Genomic DNA, 16,703 nt, shown 5'->3' with positions numbered 1-16,703 from the left:
AGGAAACAAGACGCGGGCCGCCCACCGGCAGGTAGGGCATCACCCCGTCCGCCGCCACGCCTTGCGCCGGGGCGCCAGCGGCCTTATCTATGGGCCATGGACTTCGACCTCGACCCACGCGCCCGGCGCCTGCTGCGCACCCTGATCGCCCAGCACATCCGCGACGGCGAACCGGTGGGCTCGCGCACGCTGGCCAAGCGCTCGGGCCTGGACGTCAGCCCGGCCACCATCCGCAACATCATGTCGGACCTTGAAGAAATCGGCCTGGTGTCGGCGCCGCACACCTCCGCCGGGCGCATCCCCACGGCCCAGGGTTACCGGGTGTTCGTCGACAGCCTGCTGCCCATGAAGCCCCTGCAGGACACCGAGGTGCAGCAGCTGCGCGCCCTGCTGCCGGCCGGCGCCGGCACCCAGGCCCTGCTTTCGAACACCAGCGAACTGCTGTCGGCGATGAGCCAGTTCGTCGGCGTGGTCACCGTGCCCCAGCGCAGCCAGTTCGCCTTCCGCCACATCGATTTCGTGCCCCTGGACGGCCAGCGCATCCTGGTGATCCTGGTCTTCACCGACAACGAGGTGCAGAACCGCATCATCAGCCCGCGCCGGACCTATACGACCTCCGAGCTCGAGCAGACCGCGAACTACCTCAACGCCCATTTCGCCGGCCAGCCGCTGGCCGAGATCCGGGCCCGGCTGCTGCGGGACCTGCGCGACACCCGCAGCGAGATGGAGCAACTGCTGTCGGCCGCGGTCGAACTCTCCGAACAGGCCCTGGGCGGCGGCGGCTCCTCGCCCGAGGACATGCTGCTGGCCGGCCAGACCCGGCTGATGGGCGTGCAGGACCTGTCGGACATGGAGCGGCTGCGCGACCTGTTCGAGGCCTTTTCCCGCAAGCGCGAGATCCTGCAGCTGCTCGAGGGCACCCTCAAGGCCCAGGGCGTGCGGGTGTTCATCGGCGAAGAAACCGGCCTGGCCCAGCTCGATGCCTGCACCGTGGTCACCGCGCCCTACCACGCCCACGGCAAGGTGCTGGGCGTGCTGGGCGTCATCGGACCCACCCGGATGGCCTATGAGCGGGTGATCCCCATGGTCCAGGCCACCGCCGACCTGCTCGGCGCCGCCTTGAATCCCGAGCCGCCGACCCCATAGGGAGTTCCGACCCCCGCCGGACGCGGGGCAGCCACCGGATATCCCATGCAAAACCAGAACCCGAACCCGGACGCGCAGGCGCCCGACGACGTCCCCGATTTGGACACCGATTCGCTGGCCAACGAGCTCGAGCAGCTGCGTTCGGCCCTGGGCGACCTGCGCGAAGAAGCCCTGCGCGAACGCGCCGAGCTCGACAACCAGCGCAAGCGCCTGGCCCGCGACGTCGACCAGGCCCGCCGTTTCGCCAACGAAAAGCTGCTCTCGCAGCTGCTGCCGGTGCTCGACAGCCTCGAGGCCGGCCTCAAGGCCGCCGGCGACGCCACCGGCCCGCTCAAGGACGGCCTGGAGCTGACCCTGCGCCAGCTGCTGAAGGTGGGCGAGGACAACGGCCTGGCCCAGATCAACCCCGAAGGCCAGGCCTTCGACCCCGAGTGGCACCAGGCCATCAGCCAGCTCGAGTCCCCCGGGGCCGAGCCGGGCAGCGTCGTACAGGTCTTCCAGAAGGGCTATGCCCTGAACGAACGCTTGCTGCGACCGGCCCTGGTGGTGGTCGCCGCCGGCTGAGGGCTTCACGCCCCTTGAACAACCCGCGGCGGGCCCCATTTACCGAACATCCGCGGCCGCCGCCGCCAACACAGATACTGATCCTTCAGGGAGTAACACCATGGGCAAGATCATCGGCATCGACCTGGGCACCACCAACAGCTGCGTTTCCGTGATGGAAGGCGGCGTGGCCAAGGTCATCGAAAATTCCGAGGGCGACCGCACCACGCCTTCGATCGTCGCCTTCACCAAGGACGGCGAGGTCATCGTGGGCGCCTCGGCCAAGCGCCAGGCGGTCACCAACCCCAAGAACACCTTCTACGCCGTCAAGCGCCTGATCGGCCGCAAGTTCACCGACGCCGAAGTCAAGAAGGACCTCGACCTGGTGCCCTACGGCATCCTCGCCCATGAAAACGGCGACGCCTGGGTGCAGACCGCCGACGGCAAGAAGATGGCCCCGCAGGAAATCTCGGCCAAGGTGCTCGAGAAGATGAAGAAGACCGCCGAAGCCTACCTGGGCGAGACGGTCACCGAGGCCGTGATCACCGTGCCGGCCTACTTCAACGACAGCCAGCGCCAGGCCACCAAGGACGCCGGCCGCATCGCCGGGCTGGACGTCAAGCGCATCATCAACGAGCCGACCGCGGCCGCGCTGGCCTATGGCATGGACAAGAAGGGCGGCGACCGCAAGATCGCGGTCTACGACCTGGGCGGCGGCACCTTCGACGTCTCGATCATCGAGATCGCCGAAATCGACGGCGAGAAGCAGTTCGAAGTGCTGGCCACCAACGGCGACACCTTCCTGGGCGGCGAAGACTTCGACGCCCGCGTCATCGACTACCTGGTCGACGAGTTCAACAAGGAACAGGGCATCGACCTGCGCAAGGACCCGCTGGCCCTGCAGCGCCTGAAGGACGCCGCCGAGCGCGCCAAGATCGAGCTCTCGTCCAACCAGCAGACCGAAGTGAACCTGCCGTACGTCACGGCGGATGCCTCGGGCCCGAAGCACCTGAACATCAAGCTCACCCGCGCCAAGCTCGAGGCGCTGGTGGATGACCTGATCAAGAAGACCATCGAACCGTGCCGCGTGGCGCTCAATGATGCCGGCCTGCGTGCCAGCGACATCGGCGACGTCATCCTGGTCGGTGGCCAGACCCGCATGCCCAAGGTCAAGGCCGCGGTCGCCGAATTCTTCGGCAAGGACCCGCGCCAGGACGTCAACCCGGACGAGGCCGTCGCCATCGGCGCCGCGGTCCAGGGCGGCGTGCTCGCCGGCACCGTCAAGGACGTGCTGCTGCTCGACGTCACCCCGCTGAGCCTGGGCATCGAGACCCTGGGCGGCGTGATGACCAAGATCATCGAAAAGAACACCACCATCCCGACCAAGGCCTCGCAGGTGTTTTCCACCGCCGAGGACAACCAGTCGGCCGTCACGGTGCACGTGCTGCAGGGCGAGCGCGAACAGGCCCGCTTCAACAAGTCGCTGGCCAAGTTCGACCTCTCGGGCATCGATGCCGCGCCGCGCGGCATGCCGCAGGTCGAGGTGTCCTTCGACATCGACGCCAACGGCATCCTGCACGTGTCGGCCAAGGACAAGAAGACCGGCAAGGAACAGAAGGTCGAGATCAAGGCCGGTTCGGGCCTGAGCGAGGAAGAGATCGCCCAGATGGTCCGCGACGCCGAGGCGCACCGCGAAGAGGACAAGAAGTTCCACGAGCTGGTGACCGCCCGCAACGCCGCCGACGGCCTGATCCACGCCACCCGCACCGCGATCACCGAGCACGGTTCCAAGGTGCCCGGCGAGCAGCTGGCCGGCATCGAAACCGCGCTGTCGGAGCTCGAGACCGCGATGAAGGGCGACGACAAGGCCCAGATCGAAGCGAAGACCCAGTCCCTGCAGCAGGCGGCGCAGTCGCTCTACGCGGCGGCCGCCGGTGGCCAGGAAGGCGCGCCGGAAGGTGGCGCCGAGCCGGGTCCGCAGGCGCAGGCCGAGGACGTGGTGGACGCCGAGTTCACCGAGGTCAAGGACGACGAAAAGAAATAAGGTTATTCCTTGTCGCGCTTTGCGCAACGGAATAACTGCCGCCGTTCGAGCCTCACGTACGTGAGGCTCAACGCCGGCTGAGGCGGGCCGCAGTAGCGGCCCTTCCTCGTCATGTATGGGAAGGCCTGGGGATTCGATGAGCAAGCGTGACTACTACGAGGTGCTGGGGGTTTCCCGCACTGCCGCCGAGGACGAGCTGAAGAAGGCTTACCGGCGCGCGGCGCAGAAATTCCACCCGGACCGCAATCCCGGCGACAAGGCCGCCGAGGCCAGCTTCAAGGAGGCCAAGGAGGCCTACGAAGTGCTGTCGGACGGCGGCAAGCGCCGCATCTACGACCAGCACGGCCACGCCGCGTTCGAAAACGGCATGGGCGGTGGCAACCCGGGCGGCGGTTTCCACGACGTCAACGACATCTTCGGCGACATCTTCGGCGACATCTTCGGCGGCGGACGCCAGCGCGGCCCGCGCCGCGGCGCCGACCTGCGCTACGTGGTCGAACTCGACCTCGAGGAAGCCGTGTTCGGCGTCGACAAGCGCATCGAAGTGCCCACGCTGGTGGCCTGCAAGCCCTGCGACGGCAGCGGCGCGGAAGACGGCAAGGTCGAAACCTGCGGTACCTGCCGCGGTCGTGGCCAGGTCCGCATGCAGCGCGGCATCTTCGCCGTGCAGCAGGCCTGCCCGGCCTGCGGCGGCCGCGGCCAGACCATCGCCAAGCCCTGCAAGACCTGCCACGGCAACGGCCGCGTGCAGGACGAAAAGGTGCTGCAGGTGAAGATCCCGGCCGGTGTCGATACCGGCGACCGCATCCGCCTGGCCGGCGAAGGCGAGGCCGGCCCGCCGGGCGCGCAGCCGGGCGACCTGTACGTTGAAGTGGACGTGCGTGCGCACCCCATCTTCCAGCGCGAGGGCAACGACCTTTACTGCGAAGTGCCGGTGCGCTTTTCCCAGGCCGCGCTGGGCGCCGACATCGTGGTGCCCACGCTCGAGGGCGAGGCGCTCATCAAGGTCCCGCACGGGACCCAGACCGGCAAGCTGTTCCGCCTGCGCGGCAAGGGCGTCAAGTCGGTGCGCAGCCACGGCACCGGCGACCTGCTGTGCCGGGTGGTCGTGGAAACCCCGGTCAACCTGACCGCGCGCCAGCGCGAGCTGCTCAAGGACTTCGACGCCACGTTCGAAGGCGAGCACGGGGCCCGGCATTCACCGCGCTCGAGCGGTTTCCTCGACGGCGTGAAATCCTTCTGGGACCGCATGACCTCCTGACCGGGAGGTCGCGGGCAAGAACAAGGGCGCCCTCGGGCGCCCTTGTCGTTTTCGTGCCTGTCGGGCCGCCTATTGCCCCGGGCGCACCATGCGCGCCGGCGCCTCGACGGCCGCAAAGGCCTCGAGCTTGTCGCCCACGACGTTCTCCAGGTGTTCGATGCGGCTTACCGCGGTCGGATGGGTGGAGAACATCAGCGCCACGCCGGCATCGTCGGCGGCGGTGCCGTCCAGGGTGTGCAGCACCGACGCCAGGGCGTAGGGGTTGTAGCCGCCCCGGGCCGAGATGACCATGCCGTGCACGTCGGCCTGGTGCTCGTCGCCCTTGTCCAGGCCCCGCACGAAGATCTCGGTGCCGGCCTGGAAGGCCTTCTGGCCGAACATGCGCACCGCCTGGTTGTCGCTGCGGCCAGCGGCTTCGCCGGCCAGTTCGGTGGCGAAGGCCGTGCCCATTTCCTTCTTGATCGCCTTCACCTGGTGGCGTTCGACGACGTGGGCGATTTCGTGCGACAGCACCGCGGCCAGCTCGGCCTCGTCGCGCAGGCGGTCGTACAGGCCCTGGGTGATCAGGATGGTGCCGCCGGGCAGGGCGAAGGCGTTGACGTCGGTGCTGTCCATGACGCCGAAGCGCCAGGGCAGGTTCGGTCGTTCGGTCTGCAGGGCCAGCCACAGGCCGACCCGGTTCACGTACCGCTGCATGGCCTCGTCGCGCACCAGCGGGCGGGCGGCGAGCAGGCGGGCGGCGATGCCGCGGCCCAGTTCGATTTCGTCTTCGTCGGTGATCGGCGCGCTGGCGTCGGCCGCCTTCTTGCCGAAGTTAAGGAGTTTTTCGGCGTCGCCGAGGCGACCGAAGCCGGCGGCCGGCGAGGCCAGGGCCAGCGCGACCAGCGCCGCCAGGAGATATTTGGGTTTCATCGCTGCTTCCTCCGGCTGCGGCGGTCGGACTTGAGGTAGTCGACCTGGTGGGCTTCAAGGCTGGCGGACGTGGCGAACGAGCGGGCGTCGTCGGGCCCGACGGCCAGCTGGTCGAGCATCGCGACCTCGGACGGTGCCGAGCCGGCGTTGCGCAGCTTGTCCGGCGACAGGCCCTTGACGCCGGTACTGACGGTATTGCCGCTCGAACCGGTGAGGAAGGCCGCCGCCAGCTGGTTGCCGCCGCCGGCCGACTTGCCGTCGGACGTGCCCGTGCGCAGGTTCAGCACGCGGACCCAGCCGTCCAGGCCTTCGGCGTTCTTGACGCCGGCCCAGGCGCCCTTGCGACCAGTGATGTCCACGGACGCCTTGGCGCCCAGCTTGGCCACGACTTCGGCCGAGCCCAGGGGCTCGCTGCGCATTTCGGTGGCGCGCAGGGTGGTGGCGGTTTCGGCGAAGGCCAGGCCACTGGCCAGGGTGGCGGCCAGCGCAAGGGCCAGTGCCAGCCTTGGGGTGGGGTTGCTGCGTCTTGTCTTCACGGCATGCCTCCTGCTCAGGATGGGTCGGTGTTGCGTACCGGTTCGTAGAGTTCGACCGGCTCTTCGCGGCCTTTCACCTTGAATTGCCCGCGATGGTGGAAGTTGAAACGGGAATTGTTGCCGCAGGCGGACTTGGTGGCCCCCGACACCAGCACCCGGGCCACGCCCTTGGTGGTGCCCTCGATGCGGCTGCCCAGGTTCACCGTGTCGCCGATGGCGGTGTATTCCATGCGCGTGTCGCTGCCCAGGAAACCCACCACGGCCGGGCCGGTATGCAGGCCGATGCCGACGTCGAAGTCGCCCAGGCCTTCATTGTTGGCCGCCAGTTCGCGTTTGAAGTCGTCAAGGGCCAGGGTCATGTCCAGCGCCGCCTCCACCGCCTTTTCCGCGTGACCCGGGGTCTGGGTCGGGGCGTTCCAGAAGGCCATGATCGCGTCGCCCATGAATTTGTCCAGGGTGCCGCCGTGGCGGAAGATCACGTCCACCTGGCGGCTGAAATACCGGTTGAGCAGGTCCACCACCTGTTCCGGTGTGCGCGACTCGGACAGGGTGGTGAACCCGCGGATGTCGGAGAACAGGATGGTGATCTCGCGTGATTCAGGCTTGCGTTCGCGGTCGAGTTCACCGCTTTCGACCAGGCCTTCGACCACCCGGGGGTCCAGGAAACGCCCGAAGATGCCGACCGTGGCCTCGCGCTGTCGGCGTTCGAGCCACTGCGATTCGACCGTGAGCAAGCCAAAACCCACCCAGGCCAGCGCCAGTGCGGCACCCACCGGCAAGTAAAGATTGGCCTGGAACGCGAACCAGGCGGCGGCCAGGGCGCCCACGCTGGCCAGGCCCAGGCCCAGGCCCGACTGCAGCGGGCTGGCGCGACGGTGGAAGGCCAGGGCGGTGCCCCCGGCCAGGACCAGCAGCAGGGGCCAGCGTGCGGGCCAGTCGCTGAGCCAGTCGCCGGCGCGCAGGTTGGCGACGGCGGTGGCGATGATGTGCGGCCCGGGCGTGTGCTGGCCCAGCGGGGTCGGGCGGTTTTCGTGCATGCCCGGCGCGGTGGCCGCGATCAACACGATCTTGCCGGCCAGGGTGGGGGCAATCGCCGGCTCGCGCTGTTCCAGGTCCCTGAACAGGTCCACGTAGGGAATCGTCGCCGGCGGCTCGCCGAACCAGTGCAGGCGGATGCGTTCCTGGTCGGGCAGGGCGGTGCCCGAGTACCGGGCCAGGTTGGCGGCCATGGAGTGCAGGTGCCAGCCGGCGATGTCCTGGTAGAGGCGCGCGTGCCGGCCGGTTCCGTCGCGGTCGGCTTCGAAGTTGATCAGTCCCCCGCGCCAGCTTTCAGGCGGCAGCGTCGCCGGCACCAGCAGGGTGGCGCGGGCCCCGGGGTCCGCGGCGGCGGTTCTTTCGGCGCCAAAGCTGGGCGGCAGCAGCGCCAACGGGGCCTGGTTGCCGTCGACCAGGCGCAGCGAGGCGAAAAAAAGGTTGTCCAGGCTGGCCACGACCTCGCGGAAGGCGAGGTCGCTGTCGATGCCCAGCTTGTCTTCTTCGTTGAACATCAGGTCGAAGGCCACCGCACGCGGCGCGTGCGGCGCCATGCCCGCCAGCAGTTCGGCGTGGATCGCGCGCGGCCAGGGCCAGTTTCCGGCGGTTTCCTGAAGCTCGTCCAGGCTCTTTTGGTCGATCGCCACCACGACGATGTCATCGGGCGGAACCCGGGACTGGGCGTGGTGGGCCAGCAGCCAGTCGCCCAGCCGGTCGTCGGCGCGGTCCAGGGCCCCGGTGAAATGCAGCACCAGGGCAAGCACGGCCAGCGCCAGCAGCGGAAGGCGGATCGGCACGTGGCGGGCGGTGGTCGTCCGGGGCGGGACGCTGGCGCGTTCAGGCATGGCCGCGAGTGTAGCGGTTTGCCAGCGCCGGGCGCTTTCCGCTAGCGTCCGGCCATGGAAGAACCGCTCCCCATCCGCATCCTCATCCACGGCGCCAGCGGGCGCATGGGCCGGGCGCTGTTGCGCCTGGTCGCCGAACGACCCGAGCTCCAGCTTGTCGCGGCCGTGTCGCGCAGCGGCCAGCCGCTGGCCGAGGCGCCGGCCGGCGTGCCGGTGCTGCCGGTGGAAAAGCTGGCCGATGCGCCCGATTTCGACCTGGCCATCGACTTCAGCCTGCCCGAAGGCTTCGGGCCGCTGGTCGCGGCCTGCCGGGCCAAGGGGGCCGGGCTTGTCAGCGGCACCACCGGGCTGTCCGAGGCCCAGCTGGCGGCCATGGACGAGGCTTCGGAGCTGGTGCCGGTGCTGTGGTCGGCCAATTTCAGCGTGGGGGTGGCGGTGCTGCGCGCCCTGGTGCACCAGGCGGCGGCGGCCCTGCCGGGCTGGGACGCCGATATCGTCGAATCCCACCACGTGCACAAGAAGGACGCGCCCTCGGGCACCGCGCTGTCGCTGGGCCAGGCGGTGGAGCAGGGCCGGGGCAGCCCGCCGCATTACGCCAGCCTGCGCTGCGGCGACATCGTCGGCGAACACCTGGTCCAACTCACCGGCGCTGGCGAGCGCCTGGAGCTGGTGCACCGCGCCAGCAACCGCGACATCTTCGCCCGGGGCGCCCTGGAGGCGGCCGTGCGCCTGTCGGGGCGGGGCCCGGGCCGCTACGACTTCGGCGAGCTGCTGCTGGCCGGCGGCCGACCCTGAACCAGCGGCCGCCTCGTTTCCTTTTCGGGTCAGTTTCGCTAGACTTCCGGCTCGCCTGAACCCTCATCCGTCCGGACATGGTCCTGCCCAGTCCGCGGGTGTTCGCACACCCTGTGAACGGGTTCCCCCTTAGCCAAGGCGATAGCCCGTGAACCAACCCGCAATCCTCGCGCTCGAAGACGGCACTGTATTCGAGGGCTTCTCCGTAGGCGCCACCGGCAGCCGCACCGGCGAAGTGGTGTTCAACACCGCCATGACCGGCTACCAGGAGATCGTCACCGATCCCTCCTATGCCCGGCAGCTGGTCACCCTGACCTACCCGCATATCGGCAACACCGGCTTCACTGCCCAGGACGACGAGGCCGAAAAGCCCTGGGCCTCGGGCCTGATCGTGCGCGACGTGCCGCGCCGCCCCAGCAACTGGCGCAGCCAGGCCTCGCTGCCCGAATGGCTGTCGGCCCGGGGCGTGGTGGCCATCGCCGGCATCGACACCCGCAAGCTGACCCGCCTGCTGCGCGACCGCGGTGCCCAGAACGGCTGCCTGGTCGCCGGCGAGATCGACCGCGAGGCCGCCATCGAGGCGGCCCGCAAGTTCCCCGGCCTCAAGGGCATGGACCTGGCGAAGGAAGTTTGCACGCGGGAACGCTACAGCTGGACCGAGGGTTCGCTGGACCTCGACGCCAATGAATTCGCGCGGGTCGAACCGCGCTTCCACGTGGTTGCCTACGATTTCGGGGTCAAGCGCAACATCCTGCGCATGCTGGCCGACCGCGGCTGCCGGGTCACCGTGGTGCCGGCGCAGACGCCGGCCGCCCAGGTGCTGGCGGAAAAGCCCGACGGCGTTTTCCTGTCCAACGGCCCCGGCGACCCGGAGCCCTGCGACTACGCCATCGCCGCCATCCGCGAGGTGCTGGCGGCGAAGGTGCCGACCTTCGGCATCTGCCTGGGCCACCAGCTGCTGGGCCTGGCCGCGGGTGCGCGCACGATGAAGATGAAGTTCGGCCACCACGGCGCCAACCACCCGGTGATCGACCTCGATTCGCAGCGGGTGATGATCACCAGCCAGAACCACGGCTTCGCGATCGACGAGGCCAGCCTGCCGGCCGGGGTGCGCGTCACCCATCGTTCGCTTTTCGACGGATCCAACCAGGGCATCGAGCTGGCCGATGCCCCGGCATTCAGCTTCCAGGGGCACCCGGAAGCCAGTCCCGGCCCACGCGACGTGGCCGGATTGTTCGACAAATTTGCCAGCATGATGTCAGCCAGGGGCTGACCTTTACTCGGGGAAAGAACAATGCGTATTTTCGGGAAACTGCTGCTCGCCGCGCTGATCGCGCTGCCGGCGACCGTGCTGGCCAAGCCAGTGGAGCTGCCGATCGGCGACTTCTTCAAGGACCCGGAGTTCACCTCCGTGTCGTTGTCGCCCAGCGGCAAGTACATCACCGTCTCGGTGCCCCAGGGCGACCAGACCGTGCTGGCGGCCTTCGAGGTCGATGGCATGAAGCTGGTCGGCAAGTGGAACTACGGCTCCAAGAAGCACATCGACCGCGTCAGCTGGGTCAATGACGAACGCTTCCTGATGTACGTCAGCGAAAAGCTGGGCCGCTTCGATTTCCGCGTCGGCACCCCTGACGTCTACGCCAGCAACGTCGACGGCACCCAGCGCGCCGACATGCCCAACCTGGGCTTCTACGGCATCGTCGACAAGAACTGGGACGATCCGCGCACGATCCTGGTGCAGCGCTCGGTCGACTCGGCTTTCCTGTCCAAGTACGACGTCTACAACGGCCGCGTCACCACGGTCGCCACGGCGCCGGTGCGCTTCGGCAGCTTCATCCTCGACCACGACCGCAAGGTCCGCTACGTCGTCGGCCAGGAAGAAGACCTCGAGACGGTGACCATGCGCCGTGACGGCGACCGCTGGACCACCATCCACTCCTCGGAGATGGGCGGCGCCGTGCGCAACCCGGTGACCTTCGACAGCGAGAACAAGCGCGTGTTCTTCCAGGTCAGCGAGGACGGCGAACCCGCCAGGCTGGTGCTGCGCGATCCGGAAAGCCGCGAAGAAACCCCGGTGGCCTCCAACCCCAACGTCGATTCGATCGGCTACCTGTACAGCAGCGACGAACGCGAGCTGCTGGCCGTGGCCTACATGGACGGCGTGCCCAACTACGTGTTCGTCAACCAGGACCACCCGGAGTCCAAGACCTACGCCGGCCTGATCAATGCCTTCCCGGACAAGGCGGTCAGCTTCGGCGGCATCAGCCGCGACGGCCGCAAGGTCCTGTTCCGCGCCTACAGCGACGTCGACCCGGGCGCCTACTACCTGTTCGACCGCGAGACCGGCCGCGCCCAGTTCCTGCTGGCCTCGCGCGACTGGATCAAGCCCGAGCAGATGAGCGAAATGACCCCGATTTCGTTCACCGCGCGCGACGGCACCCGCGTGCACGGCTACCTCACCATCCCGCAGGGCAGCAGTGGCACCAACCTGCCGCTGATCCTGCACCCGCACGGCGGTCCGCACGGCCCGCGCGACATGTGGGGCTTCAATCCGGAAGTGCAGTTCCTGGCCAACCGCGGCTACGCGGTGCTGCAGGTCAACTTCCGCGGTTCCGGCGGCTACGGCACGGCGTTCGAGCGCATGGGCTACCGCAACTGGGGCACCACCATGATCGACGACATGACCGACGCCGTTGACTGGGCGATCGGGCAGGGCGTCGCCGACAAGGACCGCATCTGCACCTACGGCGCTTCCTACGGCGGTTACGCCGCGCTGCAGACCGTGGTGCGCGAGCCCACCAAGTACCGGTGCACCATCGGCTACGTCGGCGTCTACAGCCTGCCGCTGATGTTCAAGGACGGCGACATCCCGGAGCGCGAAGAGGGTCGCAACTACCTCAACCGCGTCATGCCCGAAGGCCTGGCGGCGCAGCAGGCGCAGTCGCCGGCCTACAACGTCGACAAGATCCGCATCCCGGTGATGCTGGTCCAGGGCGCCAAGGACGAGCGCGTGCCGATCTCGCAGTACGAACTGCTCAAGAAGAACCTCGAGAAGGCCGGCCGCCCGCCGGAAGTGACCATCGTCGAGGCCAAGGAAGGCCACGGTTTCTACGACTACGACAACCAGGTCGAGCTGTACACGGCCATGGAAGCCTTCCTCGACAAGCACACCGCGCCCGCCAAGGCCGGCGACGCACCCTGACCCGCAGGAGCCACCCATGACCCCGCGCCTGACCTCGCTGCTGCTGGCAACCCTGCTGGTCGTCGTGCCGGCCTTCGCCGGTGCGACCGGCCCAGACCGCGTCGACCGCCTCACCGACCTGGTGGTGCAGGCGATGCCGATGCACGTGGTGTTCGAGCAGTTCGCGGCCAAGGACCCGCAGTGGCCGGTCCAGGAAAATCCCGGCGCCCTCGACGCCGGGCAACTGGCCTGCCTGCGCGGCGAACTGAGTACCGCCGGTTATCGCAGGGTGCTGCGGGAAAAGGTCCAGGCCTATGCCGGGCACGGCGACGACGTGATGGACCGGTCCATCCGCCTGCTGGAATCCGGGGCCGCCCAGCTGATGGGCGCGTTCGTCATCGCCGGCGTGGAGCAGGAAATGACCGGCCGCAAGGTCGACGAGGCCGAGATCGTCGGTGCTGCCCGCCCCGAGGTCGTGCAGGCCTTCATGGAGCTGATGACCCATCCGGACAACGCGCACCTGCGCCGCCTGGTGGGCATCGGCGACGCGTTCGATCCCGGCGAGTCCGCGGAAGAAAACCACGCGCGGGGCGAAAAGGTGGGCGGCAGCCTGGCCGTCAGCCTGATGCTCGGCGGGATGGGTCGCTGCGATATCCCCACATCCGTGCTGTTCAACTGAGTCCGCCATGCCCAAGCGCACAGACATCCAAACGATCCTGATCATCGGCGCCGGCCCGATCGTCATCGGCCAGGCCTGCGAGTTCGACTACTCGGGCGCGCAGGCCTGCAAGGCGCTGCGCGACGAGGGCTACCGGGTGGTGCTGGTGAACTCGAACCCGGCGACGATCATGACCGACCCGGACATGGCCGACGCCGTCTACATCGAGCCGATCAACCCGGCCACGGTCGAGCGCATCATCGCCAAGGAAAAACCCGACGCGCTGCTGCCGACCATGGGCGGCCAGACCGCGCTCAACTGTGCGCTGGACCTGGCCGACGCCGGCGTGCTCGACAAGTACAACGTGGAACTGATCGGCGCCAAGCGCGAAGCGATCCGCATGGCCGAGGACCGCGAGCTGTTCCGCGTGGCCATGCGCGAAATCGGGCTGGACTGCCCGAAGGCCGAGGTCGCCAAGTCGCTCGACGAAGCCATCCGCATCCAGGCGACCGTGGGCTACCCGACCATCGTGCGCCCCAGCTTCACGCTGGGCGGCAGCGGTGGCGGCATCGCCTACAACCGCGAGGAGCTGGTCGAGATCGTCACCCGCGGCCTGGAGCTTTCGCCCACGCACGAAGTGCTGGTCGAAGAATCGGTGCTGGGCTGGAAGGAGTTCGAGATGGAGGTGGTCCGCGACACCGCGGACAACTGCATCATCGTCTGCTCCATCGAAAACCTCGACCCGATGGGCGTGCACACCGGCGACTCGATCACCGTCGCGCCGGCCCAGACCCTGACCGACAAGGAATACCAGCGCCTGCGCGATGCCTCGATCGCCGTGCTGCGCAAGATCGGCGTCGACACCGGCGGTTCCAACGTGCAGTTCGGCATCAACGCCGAGAACGGCCGTGTCGTGGTGATCGAGATGAACCCGCGCGTGTCGCGGTCCTCGGCCCTGGCCTCGAAGGCCACGGGTTTCCCGATCGCCAAGATCGCCGCCAAGCTGGCGGTGGGTTACACCCTGGACGAACTGCGCAACGAAATCACCGGCGGCGCCACTCCGGCCTCGTTCGAGCCGGCGATCGACTACGTGGTCACCAAGATTCCCCGCTTCGCCTTCGAGAAGTTCCCGGCCGCCGATTCGCGCCTGACCACCCAGATGAAGTCGGTGGGCGAGGTGATGGCGATAGGCCGCTGCTTCCAGGAGTCGATGCAAAAAGCCCTTCGCGGGCTGGAAACCGGCAAGGTCGGCTTCGACCCCACCGGGGACGCCGGCCGGGGCGAAGAAGGCCTGGTCAAGATCCGCCGCGAGCTGAAGGAGCCGGGTCCCGACCGCCTGTTCCAGGTGGCCGAAGCCTTCCGCGCCGGCCTGTCGGTCGACGACGTGTTCAAGCTGAGCTTCATCGACCCGTGGTTCCTCGACCAGATCGAGGAAATCGTCGCCGCCGAGAAGGACGTCGCCGACGCCGGCTTGGCCGGCCTGGATGCGGCTTCGCTGCGTCGCCTGAAACGCCTGGGCTTTTCGGACGCCCGCCTTGCCCAGCTCACCGGCACCGGCGAACCGGCGGTGCGCGCCCTGCGCCGCGCCTTCGGGGTCCGCCCGGTCTACAAGCGCGTCGACAGCTGCGCCGCCGAGTTCGCCACCCAGACCGCCTACCTGTATTCGACCTACGAGGATGAATGCGAGGCGGAGCCCACCGACCGCCAGAAGATCATGGTGCTCGGCGGCGGCCCCAACCGTATCGGCCAGGGCATCGAGTTCGACTACTGCTGCGTGCACGCCGCGCTCGCCCTGCGCGAGGATGGTTATGAAACCATCATGGTCAACTGCAACCCGGAAACGGTGTCGACCGACTACGACACCTCCGACCGCCTGTACTTCGAGCCGCTGACGCTCGAGGACGTGCTGGAGATCGTCGAGGTCGAAAAGCCCGTGGGCGTGATCGTGCAGTACGGCGGCCAGACCCCGCTCAAGCTTTCGCGCGCGCTGGAAGCCGCCGGCGTGCCGATCATCGGCACCAGTCCGGACAGCATCGACCTGGCCGAAGACCGCGAACGGTTCCAGAAGCTGGTCGACGACCTGGGCCTGCTGCAGCCGCCCAACCGCCTGGCCCGCAACCCCGACGAAGCCGTCGCCCTGGCCAACCAGGTCGGCTACCCGCTGGTGGTGCGCCCCAGCTACGTGCTCGGTGGCCGCGCCATGGAAATCGTCTATACCGACGCCGACCTGTCGCGCTACATCCGCGAGGCGGTGCAGGTTTCCAATGATTCGCCGGTGCTGCTCGACCGCTTCCTCGACAACGCGGTTGAAGTGGACGTGGACATCATCGCCGACGCCGAAGGCAACGTGCTGGTCGGCGGCATCATGGAACACATCGAAGAGGCCGGCGTGCACTCGGGCGATTCGTCCTGCTCGCTGCCGCCGTATTCGCTGTCGGCCGAAGTGCAGGACAAGCTGCGCGTGCAGGTGGGCCAGCTGGCCCGGGCGCTCAAGGTCGTGGGCCTGATGAACACCCAGTTCGCTATCACCTTCGACGAGGACGGCAAGGACACCATCTACCTGCTGGAAGTGAACCCGCGCGCCTCGCGCACGGTGCCCTTCGTGTCCAAGGCCATCGGCGTGCCGCTGGCCAAGATCGCCGCGCGCTGCATGGCCGGCAAGTCCCTGGCCGAGCAGGGCGCCACCCGCGAGGTCGTGCCCGATTATTACTCGGTGAAGGAAGCCATCTTCCCCTTCGCCAAGTTCCAGAACGTCGACCCGATCCTGGGCCCGGAAATGCGTTCGACCGGCGAAGTGATGGGCGTGGGCCGCACCTTCGCCGAAGCCTTCGGCCGCGCCGAGGAAGCCGCCAACATCCGCGCCCCGCGGCCGGGCAAGGCCTTCCTGTCGGTGCGCGACCCGGACAAACAGCGCCTGCTGCCGGTCGCCCGCGAACTGGTCGAACGCGGTTACACGCTGGTGGCCACCGATGGCACCGCGCGGTTCCTGCGCGAGCAGGACATCGCCTGCGACCGCGTCAACAAGGTGATCGAGGGCCGGCCGCACATCGTCGACCTGATCAAGAACGGCGAGATCAGCTACATCGTCAATACGACCGAGGGCAAGCAGGCCATCTCCGACTCGTTCTCGATCCGGCGCGAGGCGCTGCAGCACCGCGTCACCTATTCCACCACCATTCCGGGCGCCCGCGCCCTGATCCGCAGCACCGACACCCGTGACAATCCCCGGGTCTGGTCGCTGCAGGAACTGCACAAGGAGCTTCACGGATGAGAGCCCCCCTGACGACCCAGGGCGCTGCGCGCCTGCGCGAGGAGCTCGAGCACCTCAAGTCGGTCAAGCGCCCGGCGGTCATCAGTGCGATCGCCGAAGCGCGTGCCCACGGCGACCTGAAGGAAAACGCCGAATACCACGCCGCCCGCGAACAGCAGGGTTTCATCGAAGGCCGTATCCAGGAACTCGAATACACCCTGTCGCACGCCCAGTTGATCGACGTGTCCACGCTCAACGCCGGCAGCCGCGTGGTGTTCGGCGCCACGGTCGAACTGGCCGACTGCGACAGCGGCGACGAAGTGACCTACCAGATCGTCGGTGACCTGGAGGCCGACATCAAGAAGGGCCTGGTGTCGGTGTCGTCGCCGCTGGCGCGCGCGCTGATCGGCAAGCACGAAGGCGACACCGTCACCATCCAGGCGCCCGCCGGCACCCGCGACTACGACATCGTCGCCGTTCGCTACGAGGCCTGAGCCGCC

The 16,703-nt window shown here is 68.2% G+C and carries 13 protein-coding genes; 10 read left to right on the top strand and 3 right to left on the bottom strand.

The annotated features are described in order from the left end of the window. The first annotated feature begins 96 nt into the window (after positions 1–96). The 4 genes from hrcA (at position 97) to dnaJ (ending at position 4,994) form a co-directional block, all read left to right on the top strand. A complete protein-coding gene (gene hrcA / locus IEX13_RS06380; RefSeq protein WP_188662319.1) occupies positions 97–1,146 on the top strand; it encodes a heat-inducible transcriptional repressor HrcA in 1,050 nt (349 codons plus the stop codon). A gap of 45 nt (positions 1,147–1,191) precedes the next feature. Continuing rightward, positions 1,192–1,710, top strand: a complete 519-nt coding sequence (grpE, locus tag IEX13_RS06375; RefSeq protein WP_188662317.1) for a nucleotide exchange factor GrpE — start codon at positions 1,192–1,194, stop codon at positions 1,708–1,710. 100 nt (positions 1,711–1,810) lie between these two features. Beyond that, positions 1,811–3,733, top strand: a complete 1,923-nt coding sequence (gene dnaK, locus IEX13_RS06370) for a molecular chaperone DnaK (RefSeq protein ID WP_188662315.1) — start codon at positions 1,811–1,813, stop codon at positions 3,731–3,733. Between the two features lie 136 nt (positions 3,734–3,869). Further along, a complete protein-coding gene (gene dnaJ / locus IEX13_RS06365) occupies positions 3,870–4,994 on the top strand; it encodes a molecular chaperone DnaJ (RefSeq protein WP_188662313.1) in 1,125 nt (374 codons plus the stop codon). A gap of 69 nt (positions 4,995–5,063) precedes the next feature. Here the strand turns inward: dnaJ and IEX13_RS06360 are convergent, their stop codons facing one another. The 3 genes from IEX13_RS06360 to IEX13_RS06350 are packed head-to-tail and all read right to left on the bottom strand — an operon-like array spanning position 5,064 to position 8,319. Continuing rightward, positions 5,064–5,906 (bottom strand): M48 family metalloprotease, encoded by an 843-nt coding sequence (locus tag IEX13_RS06360; protein WP_188662312.1) that lies wholly within the window; start codon positions 5,904–5,906, stop codon positions 5,064–5,066. Then, complete coding sequence (locus tag IEX13_RS06355; protein WP_188662310.1) at positions 5,903–6,442, bottom strand: SH3 domain-containing protein; 540 nt, start codon at positions 6,440–6,442, stop codon at positions 5,903–5,905. The genes IEX13_RS06360 and IEX13_RS06355 overlap by 4 nt, the downstream gene beginning before the upstream one ends. A gap of 14 nt (positions 6,443–6,456) precedes the next feature. After that, on the bottom strand, positions 6,457–8,319 hold the full coding sequence (locus tag IEX13_RS06350; RefSeq protein WP_188662309.1) for an adenylate/guanylate cyclase domain-containing protein: 1,863 nt from the start codon (positions 8,317–8,319) through the stop codon (positions 6,457–6,459). 54 nt (positions 8,320–8,373) lie between these two features. Between IEX13_RS06350 and dapB the strand changes: the two genes are divergently transcribed. The 6 genes from dapB (at position 8,374) to greA (ending at position 16,697) form a co-directional block, all read left to right on the top strand. Continuing rightward, the gene (gene dapB / locus IEX13_RS06345; protein WP_188662308.1) at positions 8,374–9,114 is read left to right on the top strand and encodes a 4-hydroxy-tetrahydrodipicolinate reductase; all 741 of its coding nucleotides are present in this window, start codon (positions 8,374–8,376) and stop codon (positions 9,112–9,114) included. A 148-nt stretch (positions 9,115–9,262) separates the two neighbouring features. Continuing rightward, complete coding sequence (carA, locus tag IEX13_RS06340; RefSeq protein ID WP_188662307.1) at positions 9,263–10,387, top strand: glutamine-hydrolyzing carbamoyl-phosphate synthase small subunit; 1,125 nt, start codon at positions 9,263–9,265, stop codon at positions 10,385–10,387. 21 nt (positions 10,388–10,408) lie between these two features. Continuing rightward, positions 10,409–12,316, top strand: coding sequence for a S9 family peptidase (locus tag IEX13_RS06335; protein ID WP_188662306.1), 1,908 nt, complete (start codon positions 10,409–10,411; stop codon positions 12,314–12,316). 16 nt (positions 12,317–12,332) lie between these two features. Further along, a complete protein-coding gene (locus IEX13_RS06330; RefSeq protein WP_188662305.1) occupies positions 12,333–12,974 on the top strand; it encodes a hypothetical protein in 642 nt (213 codons plus the stop codon). 7 nt (positions 12,975–12,981) lie between these two features. Continuing rightward, positions 12,982–16,224: a carbamoyl-phosphate synthase large subunit gene (gene carB / locus IEX13_RS06325; RefSeq protein WP_188662304.1), complete on the top strand. Its 3,243-nt coding sequence runs from the start codon at positions 12,982–12,984 to the stop codon at positions 16,222–16,224. Then, positions 16,221–16,697 (top strand): transcription elongation factor GreA, encoded by a 477-nt coding sequence (greA, locus tag IEX13_RS06320; RefSeq protein ID WP_188662302.1) that lies wholly within the window; start codon positions 16,221–16,223, stop codon positions 16,695–16,697. Before carB ends, greA begins: the two co-directional genes overlap by 4 nt. Positions 16,698–16,703: the final 6 nt, after the last annotated feature.

The sequence above is a fragment of the Arenimonas soli genome (assembly GCF_014643775.1).
Taxonomy (GTDB): domain Bacteria; phylum Pseudomonadota; class Gammaproteobacteria; order Xanthomonadales; family Xanthomonadaceae; genus Arenimonas; species Arenimonas soli.
The sequence above is the reverse complement of the archived record's forward strand: the minus strand, read 5'-3'. Positions and strand labels throughout refer to the sequence as shown.